The sequence below is a fragment of the Streptomyces sp. NPDC002698 genome, assembly GCF_042888945.1.
Lineage (GTDB): Bacteria > Actinomycetota > Actinomycetes > Streptomycetales > Streptomycetaceae > Streptomyces.
Genome location: NZ_JBIAQM010000014.1, coordinates 146765 through 172519, shown reverse-complemented (window position 1 = coordinate 172519; position 25755 = coordinate 146765). Strand labels below are relative to the sequence as shown.

Here is a 25755-nt window from a genome sequence, read left to right as displayed (position 1 = left end):
GGGGACCGCACGATGAGCGGGGACCACACACCGAAGATCATCGGGACCGTCTGGGGGCTGCTGGTCCTCAACACGCTCGGGTCCGCCGGGGCGAAGACCATCGTCCCGCTGCCCCGCTCCCTCATCCAGATGGTCACCATGGGCGCCCTGGTCGCCGCGTTCGCCCTGGCGCTCGCGGTCAATGTCCGGCTGCGCGTGCGGCCCAGCGCCTTCGTCTTCCTGCTCACCCTGCTGCTGGTGTCGAGCGTGTTCTCCAGCGTGCATCTGGAGTCCGGGTTCGGCGCGCTGTTCCGCTGCGCCCGGCTGGCCCTCTTCGTCGGCACGCTGTGGCTGGTCAGCCGCTGGTGGGACGGCGGTCTGACGTTCGTCCGGCATCACATCCGGATGTACCTGGCGGTGCTCGGGACGGTGGCCGCCGGCGCGGTCCTCTCACCGGGCGCGGCCCTGCCCGACCTCTACGGCGGGCGGCTGGTCGGCGCGTTGTGGCCGCTCACCCCGCCGCAGATCGGACAGTACGCCGCGGTGATCATCGGGCTCACCGTGCTGCTCGTCCTGGGCCGCCGGACCGACCGGACCAGCGCCGTGGTGGTCATCGTGCCCTCGCTCGTCCTGCTCGCCCTGACCCACACCCGCACGGCCACGCTCGGCCTGCTCATCGGACTGTCGCTGGCGATCGGCTCGCTCGTCCTGAACAGCGGCGCCGCCCGGCGGTTCTTCGCCTGGGCGGTGCTGAGTGCCACGGTGGCCGCGGTGGGATTCGCCTCCGCGCTCCAGACCTGGTTCCTGCGCGGGCAGAGCCAGGAGAACTTCTCCAGCCTCACCGGTCGCGCCAAGGTCTGGCACGCGCTGCTGGCGGCCCCCCGGACGACCACGGAGTACGTGTTCGGCGCGGGCCTGGGCGACAAGTCGTTCGGCGGGCTGCCGATCGACAACAGCTGGCTGGCCGTCTTCAACGAGCAGGGCGTGATCGGCGTCGTCCTGGTGGCGGCGGTCGTCATCGTGCTGGGCGGTGTGGCGTTGCTGCGGCCGCCGTCGCTCCAGCGGGCCTGCGCGATCTTCCTGATCAGCTACTGCGCGATCGCGTCGTACACCGAGGCCGGGCTGGGCGACGCCTCCCCGTATCTGCTGCACCTGGCCGTGGCCGCCTCGCTGCTGGCGACGCCCGCCCCGGCCACTCCCCTCCCCACGCCCCGGGTCCCCCGGCGACACGTCCCTCGATGGGCCCAGAGATCGGAGGTGATCTGAGCATGCACGTCCTCGTGGTGCACAACCGCTACGCCTCGGCGCAGCCGAGCGGGGAGAACAAGGTCGTCGACCAGGAGGTGGCGCTGCTGCGCGAGGCCGGCCACCAGGTCGAGCTGTTCGAGCGGCGCAGCGACGACATCGCCGCCCGGTCGCTGCCGGGCAAGGTGGCGGTACCGCTGCTGGTGCCGTGGAACCCGGCGGTCCGCTCGGAGCTCGCCGCCAGGCTGCGCGCCGACCGGCCGGACGTGGTGCACGTCCACAACGTCTTCCCGCTCCTGTCGCCCGCGGTACTGGCCGCCTGCGCCGACGCGGGCGTGCCCGCCGTCGCCACGCTGCACAACTACACCCAGGTCTGCCCGCCGGGCACGCTGCAACGGGACGGCCTGCCCTGCACCGAGTGCGTCGGGTCCTCGCCGCTGCCCGCCGTCCGGCACGGCTGCTACCGGGGCTCCCGGCTGGCGACGGTGCCGCTCGCGGTCAGCATGTCGGTCAACCGGCGGCGGTGGTGGACCGGCGTGGAGCGGTTCTTCTGCATCTCCGCGGCCCAGCGCGACGTCCTGGCGGGGGCGGGCATGCCGGCCGGGCGGCTGGCGGTGAAGCACAACTTCGTTCCCGAACCGGGTGTCCGCCGGGAGGGCGACGGAGAACATCTGCTCTATCTCGGCCGGCTCGCGGAGGCCAAGGGCGTACGGCTGCTCATGGCCGCGTGGGACGAGATCGGCGCCGCCGGCGGGGTGGGCGTGCCGCTCGTGGTCGCCGGTACGGGGCCGCTGGAGCGGGAGGTGGCCGCCTGGGCGGCGAGCCGGGACGACGTGCGGTACGTCGGCCTGCTGGACCAGGCGGAGTGCCGGAAGGCCATCGCGCGGTCGGTCGCCGTGGTGGCTCCGTCCACCTGGCTGGAGGCGTTCGGCCTGGTGGTCGTGGAGGCGATGGCGGCGGGGGTCCCGGCCGTCGCCGCCGGTCACGGCGCCTTCGTCGAACTCGTCGAGGACGGGGTGACCGGGCTGCTGCACACGCCGGGCGAGGCCGCCTCGCTCGCGTCCTGCCTGCGCGGGATCACCGCGGGGGCGGCCGGCAACCGGGAGATGGGCCGGGCGGCCCGGCGCCGTTACGAACAGGACTTCAGCCCGGCCGTCGGGCTGGAGCGCCTGCTGGAGGGGTACCGCACCGCGATCGCGGGACGGTCAGCACATGCTCGCGGCGGGGACACCCGCGCGAACAGGGGGGATGGGGACAGCTGATGACACGATGCCGACTCTGCGGCTCGCAAGCGACGGCGAGCGTCGTCGACCTGGGGGCGACCCCGCCGTGCGAGAGCTTTCTCGCCGCGGACCAGCTCGACCGGCCGGAGCCCGCGTACCCGCTGCACCTGCGGGTGTGCACCGACTGCTGGCTCGCGCAGATACCTCCGCTGATCGAGCCGGAGGAGACGTTCACGGAGTACGCGTACTTCTCCTCCTACTCGACGTCCTGGGTGGAGCACGCGCGCGCGTTCGTCGCCGACGCCGCCCAGCGGGTGGGTCTCGGCCCCGACGCCTTCGTGGTCGAGGTCGCGAGCAACGACGGGTACCTGCTGAAGCACGTGGTGGACCGCGGGATCCGCTGCCTCGGCGTCGAGCCCTCGGTGAACGTCGGCGCCGCGGCCCGGGAGGCGGGTGTGCCCACGCTCACGGCGTTCCTGGACCCGGACACCGGCGCGGCCGTCCGCGCCGAGCACGGCCCGGCGGACCTGGTCGTGGCCAACAACGTGTACGCGCACATCCCCGACGTGGTCGGGTTCACCCGGGGGCTGCGCGCCCTGGTCGCCGACGACGGCTGGGTCTCCATCGAGGTGCAGCACCTGCTGACCCTGATCGAGGAGAACCAGTACGACACGATCTACCACGAGCACTTCCAGTACTACACCGTTGCTTCCGCGATCCGAGCCCTTGCGAGCGGCGGACTCGCGCTCGTGGACGTCGAGTTGCTGCCCACGCACGGCGGCTCCATCCGGCTGTGGGCCCGGCCGGCCGAGGTGGCCGGCGAGCCGAGCGGGAAGGTGGCCGAGGTCCTTGACCGGGAGAAGGCCGCCGGGCTCCAGGACCTGTCCGGCTACACCGAGTTCTCCGGCCGGGTGGCCAAGGTGCGCCGGGATCTGCTGCGGTTCCTCATCGAGGCGGCCGAGCGCGGCGAGACGGTCGTCGGCTACGGCGCCCCGGGCAAGGGCAACACCCTGCTCAACCACTGCGGCATCCGGCCCGACCTGCTCGCCTACACGGTCGACCGCAACCCCTACAAGCACGGCAGGTTCACCCCGGGCACCCGCATCCCGATCCTGCCGCCCGAGCGCATCGCCGCCGACAAACCGGACTACGTGCTCGTCCTCCCGTGGAACCTGCGGGACGAGCTCGTCGAGCAGCTGTCCTTCGTCCACGACTGGGGCGGCCGGCTGGTCTTCCCCATTCCGGAACTGAGCATTGTCGAGGTCAAGGCATGAAGGTCGTCCTGTTCTGCGGCGGTTACGGGATGCGGATGCGCAACGGAACCTCCGACGACGTGCCCAAGCCGATGGCGATGGTCGGCCCGCGACCGCTGATCTGGCACGTCATGCGCTACTACGCGCACTTCGGGCACAAGGAGTTCATCCTGTGCCTCGGCTACGGGGCCCACCACATCAAGAACTTCTTCCTCAACTACGAGGAGACGACGTCCAACGACTTCGTGCTGCGGGGCGGGCAGACGGAGCTGCTGTCCACCGACATAGCCGACTGGACGATCACGTTCGCGCAGACCGGCATCGAGTCGCCCATCGGGGAGCGGCTGCGCCGGGTGCGCGACCATCTGGACGGCGACGAGATGTTCCTCGCCAACTACGCCGACGTGCTCACCGACGCCCCGCTGCCGGAGATGATCGACAACTTCACCCGGCGCGACGCCGGGGCGTCGATGATGGTCGTGCCGCCGCAGTCCTCGTTCCACTGCGTCGAGCTGGGCGAGGACGGCCTGGTGGGGGGCATCACCGCGGTGAGCGACATGCCGCTGTGGGAGAACGGCGGCTACTTCGTGCTCCGCCAGGAGGTCTTCGACCACATCCCGGAGAACGGGGACCTGGTCGCCGACGGCTGCGCCCAACTGGCCAAGCAGGGAAGGCTGGTGGCGCACCAGCACCGCGGCTTCTGGAAGCCGACCGACACGGTGAAGGAGCGGGCCGCGCTCGACGACGCCTACACCCGGGGCGAGCGCCCCTGGGCCGTGTGGGAACACGGCGGCACGACGGCGCGGGTGCCCGCGAGCCGGACCGGCGTCACGGCGGGCACCGCGTGATCCGGCTCGGGACCGGGCGCCTGGAACGGATCGTCGCCGTGGGCGCGCACTGCGACGACATCGCCATCGGCGCCGGTGGCACGCTGCTGACGCTGTGCCACGCGCGGCCGGGCATCCGCGTCGACGCGCTGGTGCTCACCGGCGGTGGCGGCGAACGGGAGCAGGAGGAACGGGCCGCGCTCGCCGCCTTCTGCCCCGGCGCCGACCTGCGGCTGACCGTGCACAAGCTGCCGGACGGACGGCTGCCCGCGCACTGGGACGAGGCCAAGGGGGCGGTCGAGGAGCTGCGCGCGGGCACGGAGCCGGATCTCGTCCTCGCCCCGCGCACCGACGACGCGCACCAGGACCACCGCGGTCTGGCGAAGCTGATGACCACGGCGTTCCGCGACCACCTGGTGCTCGGCTACGAGATCGTCAAGTGGGACGGCGATCTCGGCCGCCCCTCGGCGTACCAGCCGCTGTCGCCGGAGACCGCCGAGGAGAAGGTGCGACTGCTCCAGGAGCACTACCCCTCGCAGCGGCACCGGCCCTGGTACGACCGGGAGGCCTTCCTCGGGCTGGCCCGGATCCGCGGTATCGAAAGCAACGCGCGCTACGCCGAGGCGTTCGCCGTCACCAAACTCACTCTCGACCTGGGGGAATGAACCTTGCGCGTACTGCTGACCGGGCACCAGGGCTACCTGGGCACCGTCATGGCCCCTGTCCTCACGGCCGCCGGGCACGAGGTCGTCGGCCTTGACTCCGGCCTGTTCGCCGACTGCGTGCTGGGCCCGGCGCCCGCCGACCCGCCGGGACCGCGGGTGGACCTGCGCGACGTCACGGCCGACCACGTGGCCGGGGTGGACGCCGTGATCCACCTGGCCGCGCTGTCCAACGACCCGCTGGGGTCGCTGGCGCCGGAACTCACCTACGACATCAACCACCACGCGTCCGTACGCCTGGCCCGGCTGGCCCGCGAGGCCGGGGTGCGGCGCTTCCTGTACGCGTCGACGTGCTCGGTCTACGGCGCCGCCGGCGGCGACGACCTGGTGGCCGAGGACGCCCCGCTGCGGCCGGTGACGCCGTACGCGGAGTCCAAGGTGCGGGTGGAGGACGACCTGCACGAGCTGGCCGACGGCGACTTCACCCCGGTGTACATGCGCAACGCCACCGCCTTCGGCTTCTCGCCCCGGCTGCGCGCCGACATCGTGCTGAACAACCTGGTGGGGCACGCCCTCCTGTCCGGCGAGGTCCTCGTGCTCTCCGACGGCACCCCCTGGCGTCCGCTGGTGCACGCCGCCGACATCGCACGGGCCTTCGCGGCCGCGCTGACCGCGCCCAGGGAAGCGGTGCACGACCGGGCCTTCAACATCGGCAGCGAGTTCAACAACGTCACGGTCGCCGAGATCGCCGGCCAGGTCGCCGAGGCGGTGTCCGGCGCGAAGGTGGTGATCACCGGGGAGAACGGTGCCGATCCGCGGTCGTACCGGGTGGACTTCTCCCGCTTCCGCGCGGCGGTCCCCGGCTTCGACTGCGAGTGGACGGTGAAGCGGGGAGCACTCGAACTCGCCGACGCCTACCGGGAACACGGGCTGACCCGGGAGAGCTTCGAGCAGCGCTTCACCCGGCTCGCCGTGCTGCGCGCCGCGTCCGACGCCGGCACCGTCGACGACACCCTGCGGTGGCGCCGGTGACCGGGCTCGGCGAGGAGATGCACGCGCTGGTGGAGCGGATGTACCCGCTGTGCCGGAGCATCACCGGCGACGGGGTGCGCGCCACCCTGGACATCATCGGCGAGCACATACCGCTCCAGGTGCACGAGGTGCCGACCGGGACCCAGGTGCTCGACTGGACGGTGCCGCAGGAGTGGAACATCCGGGACGCCTACATCGCCGACGGCACGGGCAGGCGGGTCGTCGACTTCGCCGCGTCCAGCCTGCACGTGCTCGGCTACAGCGTGCCCGTGTCGGCGACCATGCCGCTCTCCGAGCTGCGCGGGCATCTGCACACCCTGCCGGACCAGCCGGCGCTGGTGCCGTACCGCACCAGCTACTACAAGCCGGAATGGGGGTTCTGCCTGGCCCAGGAGACCCTGGACGCGATGCCGGACGGCGAGTACGAGGTACGCGTCGACTCCACGCTCGCCGACGGGCACCTCACCTACGCCGAGCACGTGGTCCCCGGCCAGGTGACCGACGAGGTGATCGTCTCCTGCCACGTCTGCCACCCGTCGCTGGCCAACGACAACCTGGCCGGCATCGCCGTGGCGACGTACCTGGCGCGCGCGCTGGCGGAGCAAAGCCCGTACTACACCTACCGGTTCATCTTCGCGCCCGGCACCGTCGGGGCGATCACCTGGCTGGCCCGCAACGCGGAGCGGGTGGACCGGGTCAAGCACGGGCTGGTGCTGGCCTGCGCGGGCGACTCGGGCCGGCTGACGTACAAGCAGAGCAGGCGCGGGGACGCGGAGATCGACCGGGTGATGCGGCACGTGCTGGCGTCCTCCGAACGTCCGCACCAGGTCAAGGAGTTCACCCCGTACGGGTACGACGAGCGGCAGTACTGCTCGCCCGGGTTCGATCTCGGCGTGGGCTCGCTCAGCCGGACCCCGTACGCCGGCTACCCCGAGTACCACACCTCGGCGGACGACCTGGACTTCGTCTCCCCGGAGGCGATGGCGGACACGCTCGCCGTGTGCCGCGAGGCCTTCGGCGTCCTGGACCGCAACCGGAGCTACGTCAACCTCAGCCCCTACGGCGAGCCGCAGCTCGGCCGGCGCGGGCTGTACGACTCGCTCGGCGGCCGCAGCGACGCCAAGCAGGCCCAGATGGCGATGCTCTGGGTGCTCAGCCTCTCCGACGGCGAGCACACCCTGCTGGACGTCGCCGAGCGCTCCGGGCTGCCGTTCGACACCGTCGCCGCCGCGGCCGACGCCCTGCACGGCGCCGAACTGATCAAGGTGTGACGCCGATGACCACCGAGGGGGAGAAGACGAGGGCACCGGCCGGGTCCGCCAAGCGGGCCCTCGTCGGTCGGCTGTCCTGGGGGCTGGCCGACCAGGCGGCCTCCAGCGTGAGCAACTTCGCGGTGGGCATCTACGTGGCCCGTTCGCTGGGGGTGAGCGCGTTCGGCGTGTTCAGCCTCGCCTGGGTGACGTACGGCGTGGTGCTCAACGTCTCCCGCGGGCTGGCCACCGATCCGCTCACGGTGCGCTTCAGCGGCCCGCCCGGCGCCGCCTGGCGCGGGGCGGTGGGCCGCTCGACGGGCACCGCGCTCGGCGTCGGCGGCGCCCTCGGCGTGGTGTGCCTGGTGGCCGGGCTCGGACTCGGCGGCCGGGTCGGGCCCGCGTTCGCCGCCCTCGGGGTCATGCTGCCGGGGCTGCTGCTCCAGGACGCCTGGCGGTACTCGTTCTTCGCCGCGGGCACCGGGCGCAAGGCGTTCCTCAACGACGTCGTGTGGGGTGTCGCGCTCGTCCCCGCCATGGTGGTGGCCGCCCACGTCGGCACCGTGGCCGCCTTCGTGTTCGCCTGGGGCGCGTCCGCCACGGTGGCCGCGGGCTACGGCTGCGTCCAGTCCGGCATCCGGCCCCGGATGGCCGAGGCGCGCGGGTGGCTGCGCGAACAGCGCGATCTCGGCTACCGGTACCTGGTCGAGAACGTCAGCCTCAGTGGCGCGAGCCAGTTGCGGGCGTACGGGCTCGGCGTGATCGTCGGGGTCGGCGCGGTCGGCGCGGTGCGGGGCGCCGAGCTCCTGCTCGGCCCGTTCCTGGCCGTGCTCATGGGGCTTTCGCTGGTCACCGTCCCGGAGGCGGCACGGGTCCTGCGGCAGGCCCCGCACCGACTGGGCAGGTTCTGCCTGTTCCTCGGCGGGGGTCAGGCCGTCGGCGCGCTGCTCTGGGGCTCGGCGCTGCTGCTGGTGCCCGGCCGGCTCGGCGAGACGGTGCTCGGCGACGTCTGGCACTCCGCCTCCCCACTCATCGTGCCGATCAGCCTCGGCGTCGCCGGCGCGGGCCTCGGCACCGGCGCGGCGGCCGGGCTGCGCGCGCTCGGCGCGGCCCGGCGCAGCCTGCGCTGCCAGTTGTTCGCCTCCGTCTGTTACGTCGGCGGCGGGCTCGGCGGCGCGGCCGCCGGCGGCGCCGTCGGCTCGGCCTGGGGCGTCGCCGCCGCGACCGTCAGCGGCTCGGCCGTGTGGTGGCTGCAACTGCGGTCCGCCCTGCGCGAGCACGCTCAAGAACCGATCCCCGAAGTGAGGACGTCATGACCGCGCAACCCAGGCTGAGCATCGGCCTGCCCGTGTACAACGGCGAGGAGTACCTGGCCGAGTCGTTCGACGCCCTGCTCGGCCAGACCTACGAGGACTTCGAGCTGGTCGTCTCCGACAACGCCTCGACCGACGGGACCGAGGACATCTGCCGCAGGTACGCGGCGAAGGACTCGCGCGTCCGGTACCTCCGGCTGCCCCGGAACATCGGCGCCACGCCGAACCACAACCACGTGCTCGCCGAGTCCCGCGGCGAGCTGTTCAAGTGGGCCTCGCACGACGACCTGTACGGCCGGGACCTGCTGCGGGTCTGCGTGGAGGCGCTGGACGAGCGGCCGGAGATGATCCTCGCGCACACCGGCCAGGCGGTCATCGACGGCGACGGCAAGGTGAAGGTCCCCTACGAGTACACGCTCGCGACCGACTCCCCGCACGCGCCGGAGCGCTTCCGCAGCCTGCTCTTCGAGCCCGGCGGCGACGACTTCTACGGGGTGTTCCGGGCCGACAGGCTGCGCCGGGTGAAGCCGATGGACAGCTACCACCACGCGGACCGCACCTACGTCGCCGAGATCACCCTGCACGGGCCCTTCCACCAGGTGCCGGAGCTGCTGTACTTCCGCCGCGACCACCCCACCCGCGCCGAGCGGGCGAACCCGTCCAAGCGCTCGCGGTGCGTCAACCTGGACCCGCGCCGGGCGGGCCCGCTGCACCCGACGCCCCGGCTGCTCGCCGAGTACGTCTGGGGCTTCGTCTCGGCGATCCGGCGGGCGCCGCTGTCCCCGGCCGACCGGCGTGCCTGCTACCGCCACCTGGCCGCGTGGATGACCAGCCGGGTCCGGCCGGGCGCGGGCGAGCGGGTCGAGGACCGCGCCCCGGTCGGCCCGGACCGGCTCGCCGTCTCCGTCGACGCCCTGGTCGCCGGCCGTGAGGGGAGGCGGCCGTGACGCCCGCGAAGGGCACTCCGGTGCGCGTCGGGGTGTTCGGCCTGCTCGGCTCCGGCAACCTCGGCAACGACGGGTCGCTGGAGGCCGTGCTCGGGTACCTGCGGGACAGGCACCCGGAGGCGGCCGTGGACGCGCTCTGCGGGGGGCCCGAGGCCGTCACGGCCCGGTTCGGGATCCCCGCCACGCGGCTGCACTGGTACCGCGGGGAGTACCGGACCGCGTCACGGGCCGGCGCGGTCGTGGGCAAGGGCCTGGGCAAACTCGTCGACGTCTTCCGCACCGCCGCCTGGGTGCGCCGGCACGACGTGGTGATCGTCCCGGGCATGGGCGTCCTGGAGGCCACGCTGCCGCTGCGGCCGTGGGGCTTCCCGTACTCGCTGTTCCTGCTCTGCGCGAGCGGCCGGCTGCTGCGCACCCGGGTCGCGCTCGTCAGCGTCGGGGCCGCCGAGATCCGCGACCGGCCGACCAGGGCCCTGGTGCGCTGGTCGGGGCGGCTGGCCGCGTACCGGTCCTACCGGGACGCCCAGTCCCGTGACGCGATGCGGACGATGGGCGTGGACACCGCGCGCGACAAGGTCTACCCGGACCTCGCGTTCTCCCTGCCCGCGCCGCGGGCGAGCGGGCCCTCGGGCGCGCCGGGCCCGGTCTGCGTCGGGGTCATGGACTTCCACGGCGGCAACGACGACCGCGCCCGGGCCGAGGAGATATACCGGCGCTATCTCGACGGGACGACCCGGTTCGTGCGCACGCTGGCCGGGGAGGGCAGGCCGGTGCGGCTCCTCACCGGCGACACCTGCGACGCGTCGGTGGTCGCCGCGATCCTCGACGCGGTGGACTCACCGCTGGTCACCGCCGCCGAACCGGCCTCGCTGGCCGACCTGATGAACGAGATGGCCGCCGCCGACACGGTGGTGGCGGTCCGGTACCACAACCTGATCTGCGCGCTGAAGACCGGCACACCGGTGCTCGCGCTCAGCTACGCGGCGAAGAGCGACGCGCTCATGGACGGGATGGGTCTCGGCGCGTACTGCCACCCGGCGCGTGAGGTGGACGCCGACCGACTGCTCGAACAGTTCCGGGCGCTGGAGAAGCGGTCGGCGGAACTGCGGCGGACCCTCGCCGAGCGCAACCAGGCCGCCACCCGGCAACTGGAAGACCAGTTCGACGAGTTGACCGCGACCCTGTTCCCGGCGACCGACCACGCCCACGCCCAGCGGGAGATCCGATGAAAGCGACCCACGTCCCGGCGATCGCCGGCGCGTACCTGTTCGAGCCGACGCCGTTCGCCGACGAGCGCGGCTTCTTCAGCCGCACCTTCGACGCCGACGTGGTCCGCTCGGTGGGCCTCGACCCGGACGCCTTCATCCAGGACAGCCTGTCCCGTTCGGTCCGGGGCGTGCTGCGCGGTCTGCACCTGCGCTCCGGCGCGGGCGAGGCCAAGCTGGTGCGGTGCTCGTACGGAAGGATCTTCGACGTCGTCGTGGATCTGCGGACGGACTCGCCGACGTACCGCAACGTGGCCACCTTCGAGCTGTCCGGCGAGACGCAGGTCTCCCTGTACATCCCGGCGGGGTGCGCGCACGGCTTCCAGTCGCTGACCGAGACCGCCGACACCTCCTACCGGATCGACCGCCCGCACGATCCGGCCGAGGACGTGACGATCGCCTTCGACGACCCGGAGCTCGCCATTCCGTGGCCGCTGCCGGTCACATCGATGTCCCAACGGGACCGGGAGGCACCGAGCCTCGCCGAGGTCCTGAAGCACGAAGAGAGTTGAGGTCCCCGTGGACACCGAAGAACTCCACCTGCCCCTGTCGCGGACAGCCAACGAGCGGCTGCACGCCATGATCCCCGGGGGCGCGCACACCTACGCCAAGGGCGACGACCAGTACCCCGACAACCTGGCCCCGGTCATCAGTCACGGCAGCGGTGCCCACGTGTGGGACGTCGACGGGAACCGCTACATCGAGTACGGCTCCGGCCTGCGCTCGGTCAGCCTCGGTCACGCGCACCCGCGCGTGACCGAGGCGGCCCGGCGGGAGCTCGACCGCGGCTCCAACTTCGTCCGGCCGTCCATCCTGGAGGTCGAGGCCGCGGAACGCTTCCTGGCCACGGTGCCGACCGCCGAGATGGTGAAGTTCGCGAAGAACGGCTCCGACGCCACCACCGCCGCGGTGCGCCTGGCCCGGGCCGCCACCGGGCGCACGCGGGTGGCGATCTGCGCCGACCATCCGTTCTTCTCCGTCGACGACTGGTTCATCGGCACCACACCGATGTCCGCGGGCATTCCGGCGGAGACCAACGAGCTCACCGTGACGTTCCCCTACGGGGACCTGGCCGCCACGGAGGAACTGCTCAACCGGTACGAGGGCGAGGTCGCCTGCCTGATCCTCGAACCCGCCGCCCAGACCGAGCCGCCGCCCGGGTACCTCGCCGGTCTGCGCGAGCTGGCCGACCGGTACGGCTGCGTCCTGGTCTTCGACGAGATGATCACCGGCCTGCGCTGGTCCGAGGCGGGCGCCCAGGGCCTGTACGGCGTCGTCCCCGACCTCTCCACGTTCGGAAAGGCGCTGGGCAACGGGTTCGCCGTCTCCGCGCTGGCCGGGCGCCGCGAGCTGATGGAGATGGGCGGGCTGCGTCACTCCGGCGAGCGGGTGTTCCTGCTGTCCACCACGCACGGCGCCGAGACACACTCCCTGGCGGCCTCGATGGCCGTGCTCGCCACCTATGTCGAAGAGGGCATCACCGCGCGGCTGCACGCCCTCGGGGAGCGGCTCGCCGCCGGGGTCCGGGAGGCCGCGGCCACCATGGGCGTCGGCGACCACGTCGTCGTCCGGGGCCGGGCCAGCAACCTGGTCTTCGCCACCCTCGACGAGAAGGGGCAGCCGTCGCAGGAGTACCGCACCCTGTTCCTGCGCCGGCTTCTCGCGGGCGGGGTGCTGGCCCCGTCGTTCGTGGTGAGCAGCGCGCTCGACGAAGCCGACATCGACCGGACCGTCGACGTGGTGGCCCAGGCGTGCGCGGTGTACCGCAAGGCACTGGACGCCGGCGATCCCACCCCCTGGCTCTCCGGGCGGCCGGTGAAGCCCGTGTTCCGCCGTCTGGCGTGACCTGAGGTGGGGTGACATGGCGTCAGCGCACCTCCCGGCGGCCTGTGCCGGCGGTCGGGCCGGCCGTCCGGCCCGCCATCCGGTCGGTCCGCCGGTCCGCTGACCGGCCGGCTCTCCGGTCTTCGGTCCGGCCGTCCGGCCGTTCCGTCGGCCGGTCGCCCGGCCGTTCCGTCGTCCCGTGGGGCCGGGGGTCCGCCTTCCGGGCGGCCGCCCGGCCGGTCATCCGGTCGGCCGTCCGGTCGACCAGCCACGCGGCCGCCGGTACCACCGCCAGCGCGGTGCACCAGCCGCCGAGGGCGTCGGTCGGGTAGTGCGCGCCGAGGGCGACCTGCGCCCAGCCCATGGCGGTGCCGGCCGCCAGCGCCGCGGCGAGCACGAGTGACAGGCCGGCCGTCCTGCCGAGGCCGGTCCGGCCGGCCGCTGTCAGCGCCACCGCGAGGGCGAGCGCGGTGGCGAAGGCGGTGTGCCCGCTCGGGTAGGACAGGTTCCCGCCGCCGTGAATGGTGCGTCCCACCAGGGACTTGAGCAGTGTCGCCGTGACCACGGCCGCGGCGGCGCCGGCGGCGACGAGCGCCGCCGCGCGGGGGCGCCGAACGAGCAGGCAACCCGCCATGAGGGTCACGACCAGCGCCGTCGCCCCCACGGGCTCCCCCAGGAAGTCCACGGCCAGGGCGACGTGCCGCCACGGCGAGCCCACGTCGTAGGCCGCTGTCCCGATCCGCGCGTCCACCGGGCCGGGCTCGCTGTCACCGGCGTACAGGACCCCGAGCGCGAGGACCGTCGACGCGGCGAGGACCGCGGTCAGCCCGAGCTGTAATCGGAGTGCCGGGGGCACCACGGCGGCTTCCGCCCGACGCCAACTCCCCACCGACGAACCCCCGTTGTGTCCGACTCGGCCCGAACGCGAGCCTTTGTCACCCTAACCAACGACGCGGGCGCGGCGCACCGGCGCCGGGTAAGGAGCGGGTCAACACTTGGCGATGTCTCAAACGTCCCGACCGGACGGCTCGATGGTGACCTTGACGTGCTTCATCAACGGCTGGTCGCTCTGGACGCTGTAGTCGCCGATCGCGCAGAGCACGTTCATCTCCGGCATGTAGCCGGCCGCGCAGCCGCGGGGGATGTCGTACGGGACGGCCAGATAGCCGTCGAGGCTGCGGTGGCTTCCGTCCTTGGCGGTGCTGACGATCTCGACCGGGGTGAACTCGGAGATGCCGCGTTCGCGCATGTCGTCCTCGTTCATGAAGACCAGCGTGCGCAGGTTCTTGATGCCCCGGTAGCGGTCGTTGTCCGAGTAGATCGTGGTGTTCCACTGGTCGTGGGACCGCATCGTGCCGAGCGCCAGGGTGCCGGGCTCGGGGATCACGTCGGGCAGGGGGGCCGCGGAGAACTCGGCCAGTCCGGACGGGGTGAGGAAGACCAGTTCGCGGGCGGGCTGTTTGATCCGGAACCCCAGCGGCAGGCGCACGCGGCGGTTGCAGTCCTCGAACCCGTCCAGGACCCGGGCCATCGTGTCGCGGATGCGGTCGTAGTCCTCGATGTACCACTCCCACGGGGTGGCGCTGTCCGGGAGGGCGGCGCGCGCGATGCCGGCGATGATGGCGGGCTCGGACAGCAGGTGCTTCGAGGCGGGGCGCTTCATGCCGACGGACAGGTGCACCATGCTCATCGAGTCCTCGACCGAGGTGCTCTGGACGCCACCGCGCTGGTGGTCCTTCTCGGTCCGGCCCAGGCACGGGAGGATGAGCGCCCGGCGGCCGTGCACGAGGTGGCTGCGGTTGAGCTTGGTGCTCACCTGGACGGTGAGGTCGCAGTTGCGCAGGGCCGCGTAGGTGTACGGGGTGTCGGGCGCGGCGAGGGCGAAGTTGCCGCCCATGCCGACGAACACCTTCACGTCGCTGCGGTGCATGGCCCGGATGGTGGCCACGGTGTCCATGCCGTGCTCGCGGGGCGGGTCGATCCCGCAGACCTCGGCGAGCCGGTCCAGGAACTCCCCGGCCGGCCGGTGGTCGATGCCGCACGTCCGGTTGCCCTGGACGTTGCTGTGCCCGCGCACGGGTGAGGGGCCTGCGCCCTCGCGGCCCAGATTGCCGCGCAGCAGAAGGAGGTTGACGATCTCCCGCACGGTGTCGACGCCGTGTTCGTGCTGGCTGACACCGAGGCACCAGCTGATGATGGAGCGGTCGGCGTCGCGGTACACGCGCGCCGCCTTGAGGATGCCGTCCCGGCTGACCCCGGACTGCCGCTCGATGGCCTCCCAGGAGGTGGCCTCGCACACCGCGCGGTACTTGTCGAAGTAGGCCGTATGACGGTCGATGAACTCCTGGTCCAGGGCCTTCGGATCCGTTCCGGACTGCTCCAGGATCGCCTTGGCCATCCCCCGCAGGAGCGCCATGTCCCCGCCGATGCGCGGCTGGAGGTTCAGGGTGCTGGTCCGGGTGGTCTTGAGGACGGCCATGTCCGTGAAGTCGTGCGGGACGATGGTCCGGGTGGCGGCGGCCTCGACCAGGGGGTTGATGTGCACGATCTGGGCGCCGCGGTGGTAGGCCTCGGCGAGGGCGGTGAGCATCCTGGGCGCGTTGGAGGCGGCGTTGACGCCCATGATGAACAGGGCGTCGGTGGTCTCCCAGTCCTTGAGGTCGGCGGTCCCCTTGCCGGTGCCGAGCGATGCCGTCAGCGCCCGGCCGCTGGCCTCGTGGCACATGTTCGAGCAGTCGGGCAGGTTGTTCGTGCCCAGTTCGCGGGCCAGGAGCTGGTAGAGGAACGTGGCCTCGTTGCCCAGGCGTCCCGAGGTGTAGAAGGAGGCCTGGCCGGGATCGTCGAGTTCGCGCAGGGTGCGGCCGGCGAGTTCGAACGCCTCGCGCCAGCTCACCGGCACGTAGTGGTCCGACTCCGGGTCGTAGGCCATCGGTTCGGTCAGCCGGCCCTGGTCCTCCAGGTCGTAGTCGCTCCAGCCGGACAGCTCGGTCACCGAGTGCGCGGCGAAGAACTCGGGGCCGACCCGCTTGCCGGTCATCTCCCAGGTGACGTGCTTGATGCCGTTCTCGCAGATGTCCAGGTGCAGGCCCTTGGTGTCGTCGGGCCACGCGCACCCGGGACAGTCGAAGCCCGTGTTCTCGTGGTTCATGCGCATGATCGCGCGGGGGCCGTCCACGAGGGCGCGTTCGCGCACGAGGAACCGGCTCACGCTCTTGGCCGCACCCCAGCCGGCGGCCGGGTGATGGTACGGATGGAATTCCGGTTCGCCCCGCGGGTCGGGCCCCACATGGGGTACCCGGCCGTCCTGTCCGTTCTGGGATGCGTTCAAGAGTCTCACCGAGTCAGCACTGGGGTCGTCTTCCGTGGTTCGCGGCGTGCTTGCGGCGGCTCTTCTTCTTCCGGCGTCGCTTCGAGGACATGGGGACCTCCCTCACTCGCTCGCAGGACAGCACGAAGCGTCCTGAACTCCGGTGCTCCACGATTCCACACATCACATAGCGCCGCGATCCGACCCAGCGGCACACAGAGGTGCGCAGATATCCTGAAAACATCCCTATCGACTCAGATCGCGCACCCCGAGGGAGTAGGCATGCCCAGCGAACCGGCACCGATCAGCGAGGCCGCCCGGCAGGCACTGGAGCGGGAACTCGCCGACCTCCGCACCGAACGCGGAACGGTCGCGGCGACCCTGCGGGACTCGGACGCGGAGGTGGGCGACCACGCCGACGCCGCGGACGAGTTGCAGCGCGCGAACGATCTGCGGCACCTGGACGACCGGATCTCGCGGCTCACCACGCGGCTCGCCCAGGCGGACACGGCGGGTCCACCGCCCACGGACGAGGTCGGCGTGGGCAGCACGGTCACCGTCCGCTTCGCGGACGGCACGACGGACACCGTTCAGATCGGCGAGACCGCCGCGGTGCTGGACCGGACGCTCGTCACGGCCGACAGCCCGCTCGGACGCGCCCTCCTCGGCCACCGGGCGGGAGACACCGTGGACTTCCAGGCCCCCGAAGGGCCCCGGAGCGTGGTCGTGGTCTCCCTCGGCCGGTAGCGCCACGGCGGCCACCGGCCCGACCCGCGCCCCGGGGTCCCCGGCGCGTTCCCGCGGTGAATCGGTGAGTTCAGTCCCCGTAACTGGAGGGCGGATAGGGGGCCCTGGTCCGCCGGGTGACATGGCCCGTGGGGATCCGGCCGGAGCCCACCTCCAGGTCGATCTCCACGCGCTCGCGCCGGTATTCGGCTTCGGGATCCTCCATGGGCCCGCCGAGCAGACCGGCTTCGCGCCGCTCACGGACCGTACGTGCGTGGAGTTCGTCGTCGTCGCTCCGCAGGGGCATTCCCCTGTTGTGGGCGTGCTCCGGATCGCCTTCGACAGCCCGGTTGGACTTGTGGTGCGTCATGCGCAGCCTCCTCAAACGACTACCCGGCGTCTCGCGCGCCCGGGTGCGTCCCTCGGTCTCAGGAGTCCTCCGTCCCGTCCTTCGTCGTGCGTCGGTCAGTCGTGGCCCGTGTCGCCGGCGGGCACCGCGCTCCCCCGCTCCGCCTCCGCGCCGCCGCCCGAAGGTCCCTCGTCCGGGGCGCTGTCGCCCCCGGCGCCCTTGCGCACGGTGCAGTGCACGGAGCCGTCCCGGTCGTCGGCGACGATCGTGTCACCGGGTTCGGCCTCGCCGCCGAGCAGCAGCTCCGCGATGCCGTTGTCCAGCTCCGTCTGGATCGTGCGCCGGAGCGGGCGGGCACCGAACTCCGGTTGATGGCCGTGGGCGACCAGCAGCTTCTTGGCCGCCTCGGTCACCTCCAGCTTCATGCCCTGCGCGTGCACCCGGCGTTCGCTCCGGCCGAGGAGATGCTCGACGATCTGCGCCAGATCGTCCTCCTTCAGGCCGTGGAAGATGATGATGTCGTCGATGCGGTTGAGGAACTCGGGCAGGAACCGGGTCCGCAGTTCGTCCATCAGCACGTCCTTGAGATCGGACACATCGCCCTGGTGATCCAGGATGCGGTGCGCGCCGATGTTGGACGTCATGATCACGACGCAGTGCCGGAAGTCGACGGTGCGGCCCTGACCGTCCGTCAGGCGGCCGTCGTCGAGGATCTGGAGCAGCGTGTTGAAGACATCGGGGTGCGCCTTCTCCACCTCGTCGAACAGGACGACGCTGTACGGCTGTCTGCGGACCTTCTCGGTGAGCTGCCCCGCCTCGTCGTAACCGACGTATCCCGGAGGCGCCCCGACGAGACGGGCGACCGTGTGCTTCTCCTGGAACTCGCTCATGTCGAAGCGGACCATGCGGCTCTCGTCGCCGAAGAGCTGCTCGGCGAGGGTCTTGGCCAGCTCCGTCTTGCCCACGCCGGTGGGGCCGAGGAAGAGGAAGGAGCCCACGGGGCGGTTCGGATCGCCCATGCCGGCCCGGTTGCGGCGTACCGCCTGCGAGACGGCGGTGACCGCCTCGTCCTGGCCGACGATCCGGGAGTGCATCTCCTCCTCCAGCTTCAGGAGCTTCTCCTTCTCGCTGGCGGTGAGTTGGGACACCGGGATGCCGGTGCGGCGGGAGACGACGTCCGCGATGTCACGGGCGGTCACGGAGACGACACCGGCGCGCCGCTCCTCGATGCCGGCGAGCTCGCCCTCCGCCTCGGCGATCCGTCCCTTGAGCTGCCCCGCGCGCTCGAAGTCCTCGGCGGCCACGGCCTGATCGCGTTCACGGCGCAGCTTCGCGATGCGGTCCTCGCGTTCGGCGACCTCGGTCGAGCGGACGGCGCCGCGCAGCCGCACCCGGGCGCCCGCCTGGTCCATCACGTCGATCGCCTTGTCGGGCAGGAACCGGTCGCTGATGTAGCGGTCGGACAGTTCCGCCGCCGCGGCCAGGGCGCCGTCGGCGAAGCGGACCTGGTGGTGCGCCTCGTACGCGTCGCGCAGCCCCTCCAGGATCTGCACGGTCTCCTCGACCGACGGCTCCGGCACCGTCACCGGCTGGAAGCGCCGTTCGAGCGCGGCGTCCTTCTCGACGTACTTGCGGTACTCGTCGATGGTCGTCGCGCCCACCACGTGCAGTTCCCCGCGGGCCAGAGCGGGTTTGAGCATGTTGCCCGCGTCCATCGAGCCCTCGCCCGTCGCGCCCGCGCCGACGACCGTGTGCAGTTCGTCGATGAAGAGGACGATCTCTCCCTCCGACGCCTGGACGTCCTCGATGACCTTCTTCAGCCGCTCCTCGAACTGCCCGCGGTACTGGGCGCCCGCCACCATGCCGGACAGGTCGAGGGAGACGACGCGCTTGCCCTTGAGGGTGTCCGGGACGTCACCGGAGACGATGCGCTGGGCGAGTCCTTCGACGATCGCGGTCTTGCCGACGCCCGGCTCGCCGATGAGCACGGGGTTGTTCTTGGACCGCCGCGAGAGGATCTCGATGGTCTGCTCGATCTGCTCGGCGCGTCCGACGACCGGGTCGAGCCGCCCGGCCTTCGCCTCTTCCGTCAGGTCCCGTCCGAACTCGTCGAGGGTCGTGGCGGGCTTGTCCGGCTCGGCGGGACGGCCTTCGGGACGGGCCGTCCGTTCGGTGAGACCGGCCAGCTTCTGCGCGTCCTGTCCGTCGGCCCGCAGCAACTGGGCGGCACCGGTGTCGGCGTCCCCCAGCAGGGCGGCGAGGATGTGCTCGGGGCCGATGTAGGACACCCCGGCCGCCTGCGAGCGGGCGTACGCGGCGGCGAGGGTGCGCTTGGCCGCCGGGGTCAGCCCCGGCTCCGAGGACGGTTCGCTGCTCTCCCGGGGGAGGACCTCGGCCAGCTGCGCCGCGAGCGCGTCGGGGTCCAGCTCCGCGCGGGCCAGCAGGGAGCGGGCGGGTTCCACCTTCGTGGCGGCCCACAGCAGGTGCTCCGTGTCGAGATCCGACGTCCCGTCCTGCTGGGCCCGCTGTGCGGCCAGGTTCAGGAGTTCCTGCGAGGACTCCGTCAGCAGCCGTCCGATGGGCACGCGCTGCACCGCCGGAGGAGACGACGCGGGTGACATCCCGAAGAAGCGGTTCAGCAGTTCACCGAAGGGGTCGGACGAGCCGAAACCGTAGGACGACATCGACATGGTCAGCTCCCGGTGCGGCAACGAGTTCTTCCACCATTTCGCGGCACCTATTGCTCCGCAACCGGAGCGGGCATCGGCACCACGAACGGGATGGCCTGCGACTTTTCCCCGAAGAAGGGGGAACTCCCGGAGGGGAAGGGGGTGTTGGCGAACGCCGGAAAACGGACAGGGCCCGGCCCGCGGGACCCGCGCGGAAGGCCGCCCCGCCCGGGGAACACCCGCGCCCCGGCGGGATCAGCCCCCGCCCCTGCCCGCGTCTCCGTCCGTGTCCGCGCCCATGTCCATGTTCGTGTCCATGTCCAGGTCCAGGTTCGTGTCGGTGTTCGTGTCGGTCCACGGGTCGAGTGCCACGACGGCCTCGTCCGTGTGGACGAGGAACGTCAGGGTCTGCCGGAAGTACAGGTCGATGCCGGTGGCGTCGTGGGCGGTGTAGCCGATGGCGAGATCGTCGCCGAGGCGCAGTTCGTAGTCGCCGCCCCGGGTCGTGAGCAGGAAGGCCCCCTCCACGGCCGGGGCCCAGATCAGCCGGCCGTCGAGCAGCCGGCCGAGATGGGCGGCGACGGGGTAGCCGTGGTCGGAGGTCTCGCTGACCGCCGTGTACGCCTCGGCGCCCAGCAGCAGCGCGTACGGGCCCTGCACACCGGCCAGCCGCAGGGTGCTCAGCGCGTGGCTGACGGCGTCGGGGAAGTCCCGGGGCTCCGCGGGAAGGCGGAGCACGGGGTTGGAGGTACGGGCGCGAAGACCGTCGACACCGGCCGCCGTGTAGCCGTTGAACACGGTCTGGTCCTCGGCGAACGCCATGGTGCGGGCCGCGTCCTTGACCGGCTGCCAGTCGGAGTCCTTGGCGCCCCGGTCCACGTCGTCGACGGCGTCACGGCTCACCCGGAACGGCACCGTCAGCTCGACCAGGGGCTGAACCCGGCGCAGCCGGGCCGCGACACCGGGTGACGGCCCGTCGATGCGGGACAGGTGGCCGGTCCCCACGGCGGCGAGCGCGGGGCCCTCGGGGCCCGTGACGTCCACGACACGGCGGCCGGCGAGATTGCGCCGGAACGTGCGGCGCGCCTCGTCCTCGATCTCGTTCCACGCGGCGGGCGTGATGGGCGCGAGTTCCCGGTGCAGGTTGCCGGTCCCGGCGGCGGTGGCCGTGTCCGTGGCGGTGGTGTCGGGTGCGGTCGTCATGTTCGGACTCCTTTGAGGCTGCCGATCCCCAGTGAGCCGGCCGCCACCGCGCGCTCGCCGGCGGCGGCCGGGTCCGCCGCGGGCTCGTCCTCCTCCCGCTCGCCGGGGGCGGCGGGGAGGTCGTCGAGGAAGCCGGCGGGCGGCACGTGGAACAGGCATCCGGTGATCGCGGTCGAGAAGTCGAGGATGCGGTCGTGCGAGGCCCGGCCGTCTCCGAGGAACATGTTGCGCAGCATCCGCTCGGTCACCTCGGGGGTGCGGGCGTAGCCGATGAAGAAGGTGCCGAACTCGCCCTCGCCCAGGGTGCCGAACGGCATGTTCTCCCGCACGATCTTGCGTTCGCGGCCGTCCTCGCCGGTGATGGTGTTGAGCGCGACATGGGAGTCGGCCGGTTTGACGTCGTCGGGGAGTTCGGTGTTGGCGAGCTTCGCGCGCCCGATGACCCTCTCCTGCTCGTCCGACGGCAGCGCGTTCCATGTCCGCAGGTCGTGCAGGTACTTCTGGACGATCACGTAACTGCCGCCGGCGAAATCGGGGTCCTCGTCACCGATGAGCACGGCGTCGGCGGCCGTCGGCCCTTCGGGGTTCTCGCTGCCGTCGACGAAGCCGAGCAGGTCGCGGTCGTCGAAGTACTTGAATCCATGGATCTCGTCGACCACCGTGACCGCGCCGTCCAGCCGTTCCATGATCAGCCGGGCCAGTTCGAAGCAGAGGTCCTGACGGCGGGCCCGCAGGTGGAACAGGAGGTCTCCCCGCGTGGCCGGGGCCCGGTGGCGTCTGCCCGTCAACTCCACGAACGGGTGCAGCTCTTGGGGGCGGGGCCCGCTGAACAGCCGGTCCCAGGCCGCCGATCCGACGCCGACGACGCAGCCGAGTCCGCCGTCCGGTGCCCGGAAGGAGACGGAGCGGCGCAGTCCGGAGACGTCCTCCAGCAGACCGCGGACCGTGTCCTCGTGTCCCGGCGTGACGGTGACCACGAGGAACACGGTGGCCCTGGCCGGTCGGGAGATCACAGCCTGTGGCTCGGCCAAGGGTCGGCCTCCTCGGGGGACGCGGAGGTGCCCGTCGCGACGGGACGCGCAGGTGTCCCGTCGCGCACGGACCGGTAGGTACTTCCCCCATCCTGCTTCGTCGCGGGACAAACCGCACCAGAACGGATCGCGCCCGCGGCGGTGTCAGCCGCTCACGAGTCCGACGACGACATTGATGGCCGTGGCGAGAATGCTGGTGCCGAACACGTACGACAGGAGGCAGTGCCTCAGCACGATCGAGCGGATCCCCGGGCTGGAGACGCTGGTGTCGGACACCTGGTAGGTCATCCCGAGGTTGTAGCTGAAGTAGAAGAAGTCGCGGTACGCCGGTGGGTCGTCCGTGTTGAAGTCGATGCCGCCGTTCGCCTCGTAGTACACGTAGGCGTAACGGGTGGCGTACATCAGGTGCAGCGCGGCCCAGGCCAGGAACACTCCGCACAGGGCGGTCACGGCCCCCGCGTGGCCCTGGTCGGACCGGCTGCCGCGCAGGAGCAGCAGCACGATGGCGCACAGCCCGCACAGGGCGACCGCGACCACCACGAGTTCGTCGGCCAGGGGGCGGAAGTCCTCGCGGCGCGCGATGTCGCGGGTGGCCGTGGCCGTCATCGGCCACAGCACCGCCCAGCCCGCCAGGACGAAGGACAGTTCCGTCGCCGCGATCCCGACGAGCGAGCCCAGGAAGACGTCGTTCGAGAGCCCGACGACCACGCCGACGACGGCACCGAGGATCACCGCGCCGATCAGGCGCGGCACGGCGTCCAGGGGCAGTCTGGGCAGGCTGGTCCTCATACGCCGCCACGGTATCCCCGGCGGCGCCCGTCGGCCCGGCGGAACCGCGGCGGGCGGCGTCACGACGGGGAACACCGGCAGGGGTCAGACGGGGAACAGCAGACAGCTGCTGGTGGTGTGGGCGAGCAGCCGGCCGCCCGCGTCGAGGAGCTCCGCCTGGGCGAGGGCCGTACGGCGGCCGCTGCTGAGGACGGTGCCGACCGCGCGGATCCGGCCGGTGTCCACGGTGACCGGCCGCAGGAACTTCACGTTCAGGTCGAGCGAGGTGTAGCCGGTGCCCCGGGGCAGCACGGACTGCACCGCGCAGCCCGCGGCGGAGTCCAGCAGGGTGGCGTAGACGCCTCCGTGGACGCTTCCGATGGGGTTGTAGTGCTCCTCCCCCGCGACCAGGGAGAAGACCACCCGGCCGTGCTCGACCTCGTCGAGGGTCATGCCCACGGTCGCGGAGATCGGCGGCGCGGGGAGCCGTCCGGCCTGCATCTCGCGGAGGAATTCGAGGCCGCTGTACTCCGCGACGGCCGCCGCGCAGACGGCCGGGTCCTCCCAGTCGTACGTACGAGACCTGCCCATGGTTCTCCCACTCTCCCGCTTCGGCCCTCTGGCTCTGCTTTCCGAAGCCAGCCGGTACGACAGAAGCTAGTCAGCACCACACCTGGCTGTCAATCTCACAGTCAGCCTACGATGGGGCGCATGACGTGGCTCGACACCAGTACCGAGAACTGCACCGTCCAGCGGACCCTCGACCTGATCGGCGAGAAGTGGTCGATGCTGGTCCTGCGGGACGCGATGAACGGCGTACGGCGCTTCGACGACTTCCGGCGCCACGTCGGGCTCTCCGAGAGCGTGCTGGCGGACCGGCTGCGGAAGCTGGTCGCGGCCGGGATCCTGGACACCGTGCCGTACAGCGAGCCCGGCAGCCGCACCCGGCACGAGTACCGGCTCACCCGCAAGGGCTGGGAGCTGTGGCCCGCCATGATCGCCCTCAAGCAGTGGGGCGACCGCCATACGGCCGACCCCGAGGGGCCGCCGCTGGAGGTCCTGCACGCGGACTGCGGCGAGCAGGTGCGCGCGGCGGTCGTGTGCGGAGCCGGGCACGGCGAGCTGATCCCGCCGGAGGCGCGTACCCGCCCCGGCCCGTCGGCGCGGCGGGCCGATCCCGCCGCCCTCCCGGCCTCCGGGCGGGGAACGGGAGGGGACACGAGCCAGGAAACGGACCGGGACACAGGCCGCCTCGTGGCCCCGGAGCCCGGCTCGTGACAGCGTGACCCTGTGAGGGCTCTCCCCGCGGGTCGGACATGGACGTCCGCCGCACGGGCATCCGGTCCGCGTGAACGGCGCGGCGGTGCCCTCTCCGACGGCGACCGCGGTGCAGGACGGACCGACCGGTGGAGGAACGATGAGCACGGAGACGGGGCCGCCGGCCAGAGAACGATGGGCGGCGCGAGCTTCGCTGGCGGCGGCGGCGCTCGCCGTGGCGCTGCCGCTCGCCTTCGGGGGCGTACGCGGCTTCCTGCTCCTGCTCGCCGCTGCCGCCGCCATGGCCGTCGCGGCGGCGGCACTGTGGTGGATGCTGACCCGGCGGGGCCCGCTGCGCTGGATCGCCGGGCTGCTCGCCATCGTCCTCCCGCTCGCCGCCGTCGTGGTACTCGCGCTGACCCTGCTGTGGACCCTGCTGCTGTCCCCCGTGCTGTGGATCATCGCCGTGTGGTGCGGCCGTCACGCGCTGCGCAGCGCCCGCGGCCGGGTCCGGCCCATGAAGGAGTACCGCACCCCGCCGCCGCGGAAGCCGTTCGTCCTGATGAACCCCCGCTCCGGCGGCGGCAAGGTGGAGCGGTTCGGACTCGTGGAGAAGGCCGAGCGGCTCGGCGCCCGCGTCGTGCTCCTCGACCCGGAACAGCACCAGGACGTCACCGAACTGGCCCGGCAGGCGGTCGCCGACGGAGCGGATCTGCTGGGCGTCGCGGGCGGCGACGGGACGCAGGCGCTCGTCGCGGCCGTGGCCGCCGAACACGGGCTGCCGTTCCTCGTCGTCTCGGCCGGCACCCGCAACCACTTCGCCCTGGACCTCGGCCTCGACCGCGACGACCCCGCCACCTGCCTGGACGCGCTGACGAACGGGGTCGAACTGCGGGTGGACCTCGGCTTCGCCGGGACCCACCCGTTCGTCAACAACGCCTCGTTCGGCGCGTACGCGGCGGTCGTCCAGGATCCCGCCTACCGGGACGACAAGATCGGCACGATCCTGGAACTCCTTCCGGATCTGCTCACCCGCCAGCGCGGACCCGAGCTGACCGCCCACGCCGCCGGCACGACCCTCGTAGCACCGCAGGCGGTGCTGGTGAGCAACAACCCCTACCGCACCAACGATCCGGCGGGTCTGGGACGGCGCGAGCGGCTGGACTCGGGGCTGCTCGGCGTTCTCGGCGTCAAGGTGGACAGCGCGGTCGAGGCCGCCGCCCTGCTGCTCTCCCCCGCCCCGCAGGGCCTGTCCGTCCTCACGGCGCGCGAGGTGGTCGTGACGGCCGACAGCGCAGAACTGGAAGCCGGTGTCGACGGCGAGGCCATGATCCTGCCCACCCCGGTGCGCTGCCGCGTCGAACCGGGCGTGCTGCGCGTACGCGTCCCGAGGAAGCGTCCGGGCGTGCCCACGGTCCAGCCCGCCCTGGACTGGCGCCGGCTGATGGCCATGGCCCTGCTCGTGAGCCGCACGGCCGGTGTGCACCGCCCCGGCCACGGACCGGGGCGGGAACGACGGCCGGAGGAACCGTCCGACAAACCGTGAGCACCGGGCGAGGGCGTCCCGCGAACCGGCGGAAGCACGTTCCCGGACCGCCGTCGCGGCCTGCTCCACGGATCCTCGG

At 72.2% G+C, this 25755-nt stretch carries 21 protein-coding genes and 2 pseudogenes; 15 read left to right on the top strand and 8 right to left on the bottom strand.

The window, feature by feature from the left end; genetic code table 11:
- Positions 1-12: 12 nt before the first annotated feature.
- Genes ACFYW9_RS21505 through ACFYW9_RS21450 form a run of 12 tightly spaced genes read left to right on the top strand, consistent with a single transcriptional unit; the run spans position 13 to position 12841 of the window.
- A complete protein-coding gene (locus ACFYW9_RS21505; RefSeq protein WP_389152659.1) occupies positions 13-1245 on the top strand; it encodes an O-antigen ligase domain-containing protein in 1233 nt (410 codons plus the stop codon).
- A 2-nt stretch (positions 1246-1247) separates the two neighbouring features.
- The gene (locus tag ACFYW9_RS21500) at positions 1248-2486 is read left to right on the top strand and encodes a glycosyltransferase (protein WP_389152557.1); all 1239 of its coding nucleotides are present in this window, start codon (positions 1248-1250) and stop codon (positions 2484-2486) included.
- Positions 2486-3721: a methyltransferase domain-containing protein gene (locus ACFYW9_RS21495; RefSeq protein ID WP_389152554.1), complete on the top strand. Its 1236-nt coding sequence runs from the start codon at positions 2486-2488 to the stop codon at positions 3719-3721. Before ACFYW9_RS21500 ends, ACFYW9_RS21495 begins: the two co-directional genes overlap by 1 nt.
- Entirely contained in the window at positions 3718-4548 is an 831-nt protein-coding gene (locus ACFYW9_RS21490) for a sugar phosphate nucleotidyltransferase (protein ID WP_389152551.1), read from the top strand. Before ACFYW9_RS21495 ends, ACFYW9_RS21490 begins: the two co-directional genes overlap by 4 nt.
- Positions 4545-5192: a PIG-L deacetylase family protein gene (locus ACFYW9_RS21485; protein WP_389152548.1), complete on the top strand. Its 648-nt coding sequence runs from the start codon at positions 4545-4547 to the stop codon at positions 5190-5192. Before ACFYW9_RS21490 ends, ACFYW9_RS21485 begins: the two co-directional genes overlap by 4 nt.
- Positions 5193-5195: 3 nt before the next feature.
- The gene (locus tag ACFYW9_RS21480; protein ID WP_389152544.1) at positions 5196-6221 is read left to right on the top strand and encodes an NAD-dependent epimerase/dehydratase family protein; all 1026 of its coding nucleotides are present in this window, start codon (positions 5196-5198) and stop codon (positions 6219-6221) included.
- Positions 6209-7492 carry a DUF4910 domain-containing protein gene (locus ACFYW9_RS21475; protein ID WP_389152541.1) on the top strand — a complete coding sequence of 428 codons (1284 nt, stop codon included), beginning with the start codon at positions 6209-6211 and terminating at the stop codon, positions 7490-7492. Before ACFYW9_RS21480 ends, ACFYW9_RS21475 begins: the two co-directional genes overlap by 13 nt.
- 5 nt (positions 7493-7497) lie before the next feature.
- Positions 7498-8787 (top strand): hypothetical protein, encoded by a 1290-nt coding sequence (locus tag ACFYW9_RS21470; protein ID WP_389152538.1) that lies wholly within the window; start codon positions 7498-7500, stop codon positions 8785-8787.
- A complete protein-coding gene (locus tag ACFYW9_RS21465) occupies positions 8784-9731 on the top strand; it encodes a glycosyltransferase family 2 protein (protein WP_351861166.1) in 948 nt (315 codons plus the stop codon). The genes ACFYW9_RS21470 and ACFYW9_RS21465 overlap by 4 nt, the downstream gene beginning before the upstream one ends.
- Entirely contained in the window at positions 9728-10960 is a 1233-nt protein-coding gene (locus ACFYW9_RS21460) for a polysaccharide pyruvyl transferase family protein (RefSeq protein WP_389152534.1), read from the top strand. Before ACFYW9_RS21465 ends, ACFYW9_RS21460 begins: the two co-directional genes overlap by 4 nt.
- Positions 10957-11508 carry a dTDP-4-dehydrorhamnose 3,5-epimerase gene (rfbC, locus tag ACFYW9_RS21455; protein WP_351861170.1) on the top strand — a complete coding sequence of 184 codons (552 nt, stop codon included), beginning with the start codon at positions 10957-10959 and terminating at the stop codon, positions 11506-11508. The genes ACFYW9_RS21460 and rfbC overlap by 4 nt, the downstream gene beginning before the upstream one ends.
- 7 nt (positions 11509-11515) lie before the next feature.
- Positions 11516-12841, top strand: a complete 1326-nt coding sequence (locus ACFYW9_RS21450; RefSeq protein ID WP_389152529.1) for a glutamate-1-semialdehyde 2,1-aminomutase — start codon at positions 11516-11518, stop codon at positions 12839-12841.
- Between the two features lie 205 nt (positions 12842-13046).
- On the opposite strand, the pseudogene ACFYW9_RS21445 reads toward ACFYW9_RS21450, so the two are convergent.
- Both ACFYW9_RS21445 and ACFYW9_RS21440 read right to left on the bottom strand, forming a co-directional pair.
- A pseudogene (locus ACFYW9_RS21445) lies at positions 13047-13709 on the bottom strand (phosphatase PAP2 family protein); the annotation flags it as partial.
- 117 nt (positions 13710-13826) lie between these two features.
- The gene (locus ACFYW9_RS21440) at positions 13827-16148 is read right to left on the bottom strand and encodes an FdhF/YdeP family oxidoreductase (protein ID WP_389152526.1); all 2322 of its coding nucleotides are present in this window, start codon (positions 16146-16148) and stop codon (positions 13827-13829) included.
- A gap of 261 nt (positions 16149-16409) precedes the next feature.
- On the opposite strand from ACFYW9_RS21440, the gene ACFYW9_RS21435 reads away from it, so the two are divergent.
- Positions 16410-16874 carry a GreA/GreB family elongation factor gene (locus ACFYW9_RS21435; RefSeq protein WP_351861174.1) on the top strand — a complete coding sequence of 155 codons (465 nt, stop codon included), beginning with the start codon at positions 16410-16412 and terminating at the stop codon, positions 16872-16874.
- 70 nt (positions 16875-16944) lie between these two features.
- Here ACFYW9_RS21435 and ACFYW9_RS21430 read toward each other — a convergent pair whose 3' ends face one another.
- From ACFYW9_RS21430 to ACFYW9_RS21405, 6 genes are all read right to left on the bottom strand, one after another.
- The gene (locus ACFYW9_RS21430; protein ID WP_389152522.1) at positions 16945-17223 is read right to left on the bottom strand and encodes a hypothetical protein; all 279 of its coding nucleotides are present in this window, start codon (positions 17221-17223) and stop codon (positions 16945-16947) included.
- Positions 17224-17318: 95 nt separating this feature from the next.
- Positions 17319-19892: an ATP-dependent Clp protease ATP-binding subunit gene (locus ACFYW9_RS21425; RefSeq protein ID WP_389152519.1), complete on the bottom strand. Its 2574-nt coding sequence runs from the start codon at positions 19890-19892 to the stop codon at positions 17319-17321.
- A gap of 234 nt (positions 19893-20126) precedes the next feature.
- Positions 20127-21074 carry a family 1 encapsulin nanocompartment shell protein gene (locus ACFYW9_RS21420; RefSeq protein ID WP_389152515.1) on the bottom strand — a complete coding sequence of 316 codons (948 nt, stop codon included), beginning with the start codon at positions 21072-21074 and terminating at the stop codon, positions 20127-20129.
- Entirely contained in the window at positions 21071-22105 is a 1035-nt protein-coding gene (locus ACFYW9_RS21415) for a Dyp-type peroxidase (RefSeq protein ID WP_389152512.1), read from the bottom strand. The genes ACFYW9_RS21420 and ACFYW9_RS21415 overlap by 4 nt, the downstream gene beginning before the upstream one ends.
- A 144-nt stretch (positions 22106-22249) precedes the next feature.
- Positions 22250-22894, bottom strand: a complete 645-nt coding sequence (locus ACFYW9_RS21410) for a DUF1345 domain-containing protein (RefSeq protein WP_389152509.1) — start codon at positions 22892-22894, stop codon at positions 22250-22252.
- An 84-nt stretch (positions 22895-22978) separates the two neighbouring features.
- Positions 22979-23464 (bottom strand): PaaI family thioesterase, encoded by a 486-nt coding sequence (locus ACFYW9_RS21405; protein WP_389152506.1) that lies wholly within the window; start codon positions 23462-23464, stop codon positions 22979-22981.
- Between the two features lie 120 nt (positions 23465-23584).
- Between ACFYW9_RS21405 and ACFYW9_RS21400 the strand changes: the two are divergent.
- Both ACFYW9_RS21400 and ACFYW9_RS21395 read left to right on the top strand, forming a co-directional pair.
- Positions 23585-24040: pseudogene (locus ACFYW9_RS21400) on the top strand (winged helix-turn-helix transcriptional regulator); the annotation flags it as partial.
- A 250-nt stretch (positions 24041-24290) separates the two neighbouring features.
- Positions 24291-25676 carry a diacylglycerol/lipid kinase family protein gene (locus tag ACFYW9_RS21395; protein ID WP_389152503.1) on the top strand — a complete coding sequence of 462 codons (1386 nt, stop codon included), beginning with the start codon at positions 24291-24293 and terminating at the stop codon, positions 25674-25676.
- Positions 25677-25755: the final 79 nt, after the last annotated feature.

Excerpts from the sequence above, each read along its gene's own strand:
- ACFYW9_RS21505 (WP_389152659.1), top strand. The coding sequence starts at position 13 with ATGAGCGGGGACCACACACCGAAGATCATCGGGACCGTCTGGGGGCTG.
- ACFYW9_RS21500 (WP_389152557.1), top strand. The coding sequence starts at position 1,248 with ATGCACGTCCTCGTGGTGCACAACCGCTACGCCTCGGCGCAGCCGAGC.
- ACFYW9_RS21495 (WP_389152554.1), top strand. The coding sequence starts at position 2,486 with ATGACACGATGCCGACTCTGCGGCTCGCAAGCGACGGCGAGCGTCGTC.
- ACFYW9_RS21490 (WP_389152551.1), top strand. The coding sequence starts at position 3,718 with ATGAAGGTCGTCCTGTTCTGCGGCGGTTACGGGATGCGGATGCGCAAC.
- ACFYW9_RS21470 (WP_389152538.1), top strand. The coding sequence starts at position 7,498 with ATGACCACCGAGGGGGAGAAGACGAGGGCACCGGCCGGGTCCGCCAAG.
- ACFYW9_RS21465 (WP_351861166.1), top strand. The coding sequence starts at position 8,784 with ATGACCGCGCAACCCAGGCTGAGCATCGGCCTGCCCGTGTACAACGGC.
- rfbC (WP_351861170.1), top strand. The coding sequence starts at position 10,957 with ATGAAAGCGACCCACGTCCCGGCGATCGCCGGCGCGTACCTGTTCGAG.
- ACFYW9_RS21435 (WP_351861174.1), top strand. The coding sequence starts at position 16,410 with ATGCCCAGCGAACCGGCACCGATCAGCGAGGCCGCCCGGCAGGCACTG.
- ACFYW9_RS21430 (WP_389152522.1), bottom strand. The coding sequence starts at position 17,223 with ATGACGCACCACAAGTCCAACCGGGCTGTCGAAGGCGATCCGGAGCAC.
- ACFYW9_RS21425 (WP_389152519.1), bottom strand. The coding sequence starts at position 19,892 with ATGTCGATGTCGTCCTACGGTTTCGGCTCGTCCGACCCCTTCGGTGAA.
- ACFYW9_RS21420 (WP_389152515.1), bottom strand. The coding sequence starts at position 21,074 with ATGACGACCGCACCCGACACCACCGCCACGGACACGGCCACCGCCGCC.
- ACFYW9_RS21410 (WP_389152509.1), bottom strand. The coding sequence starts at position 22,894 with ATGAGGACCAGCCTGCCCAGACTGCCCCTGGACGCCGTGCCGCGCCTG.
- ACFYW9_RS21405 (WP_389152506.1), bottom strand. The coding sequence starts at position 23,464 with ATGGGCAGGTCTCGTACGTACGACTGGGAGGACCCGGCCGTCTGCGCG.
- ACFYW9_RS21395 (WP_389152503.1), top strand. The coding sequence starts at position 24,291 with ATGAGCACGGAGACGGGGCCGCCGGCCAGAGAACGATGGGCGGCGCGA.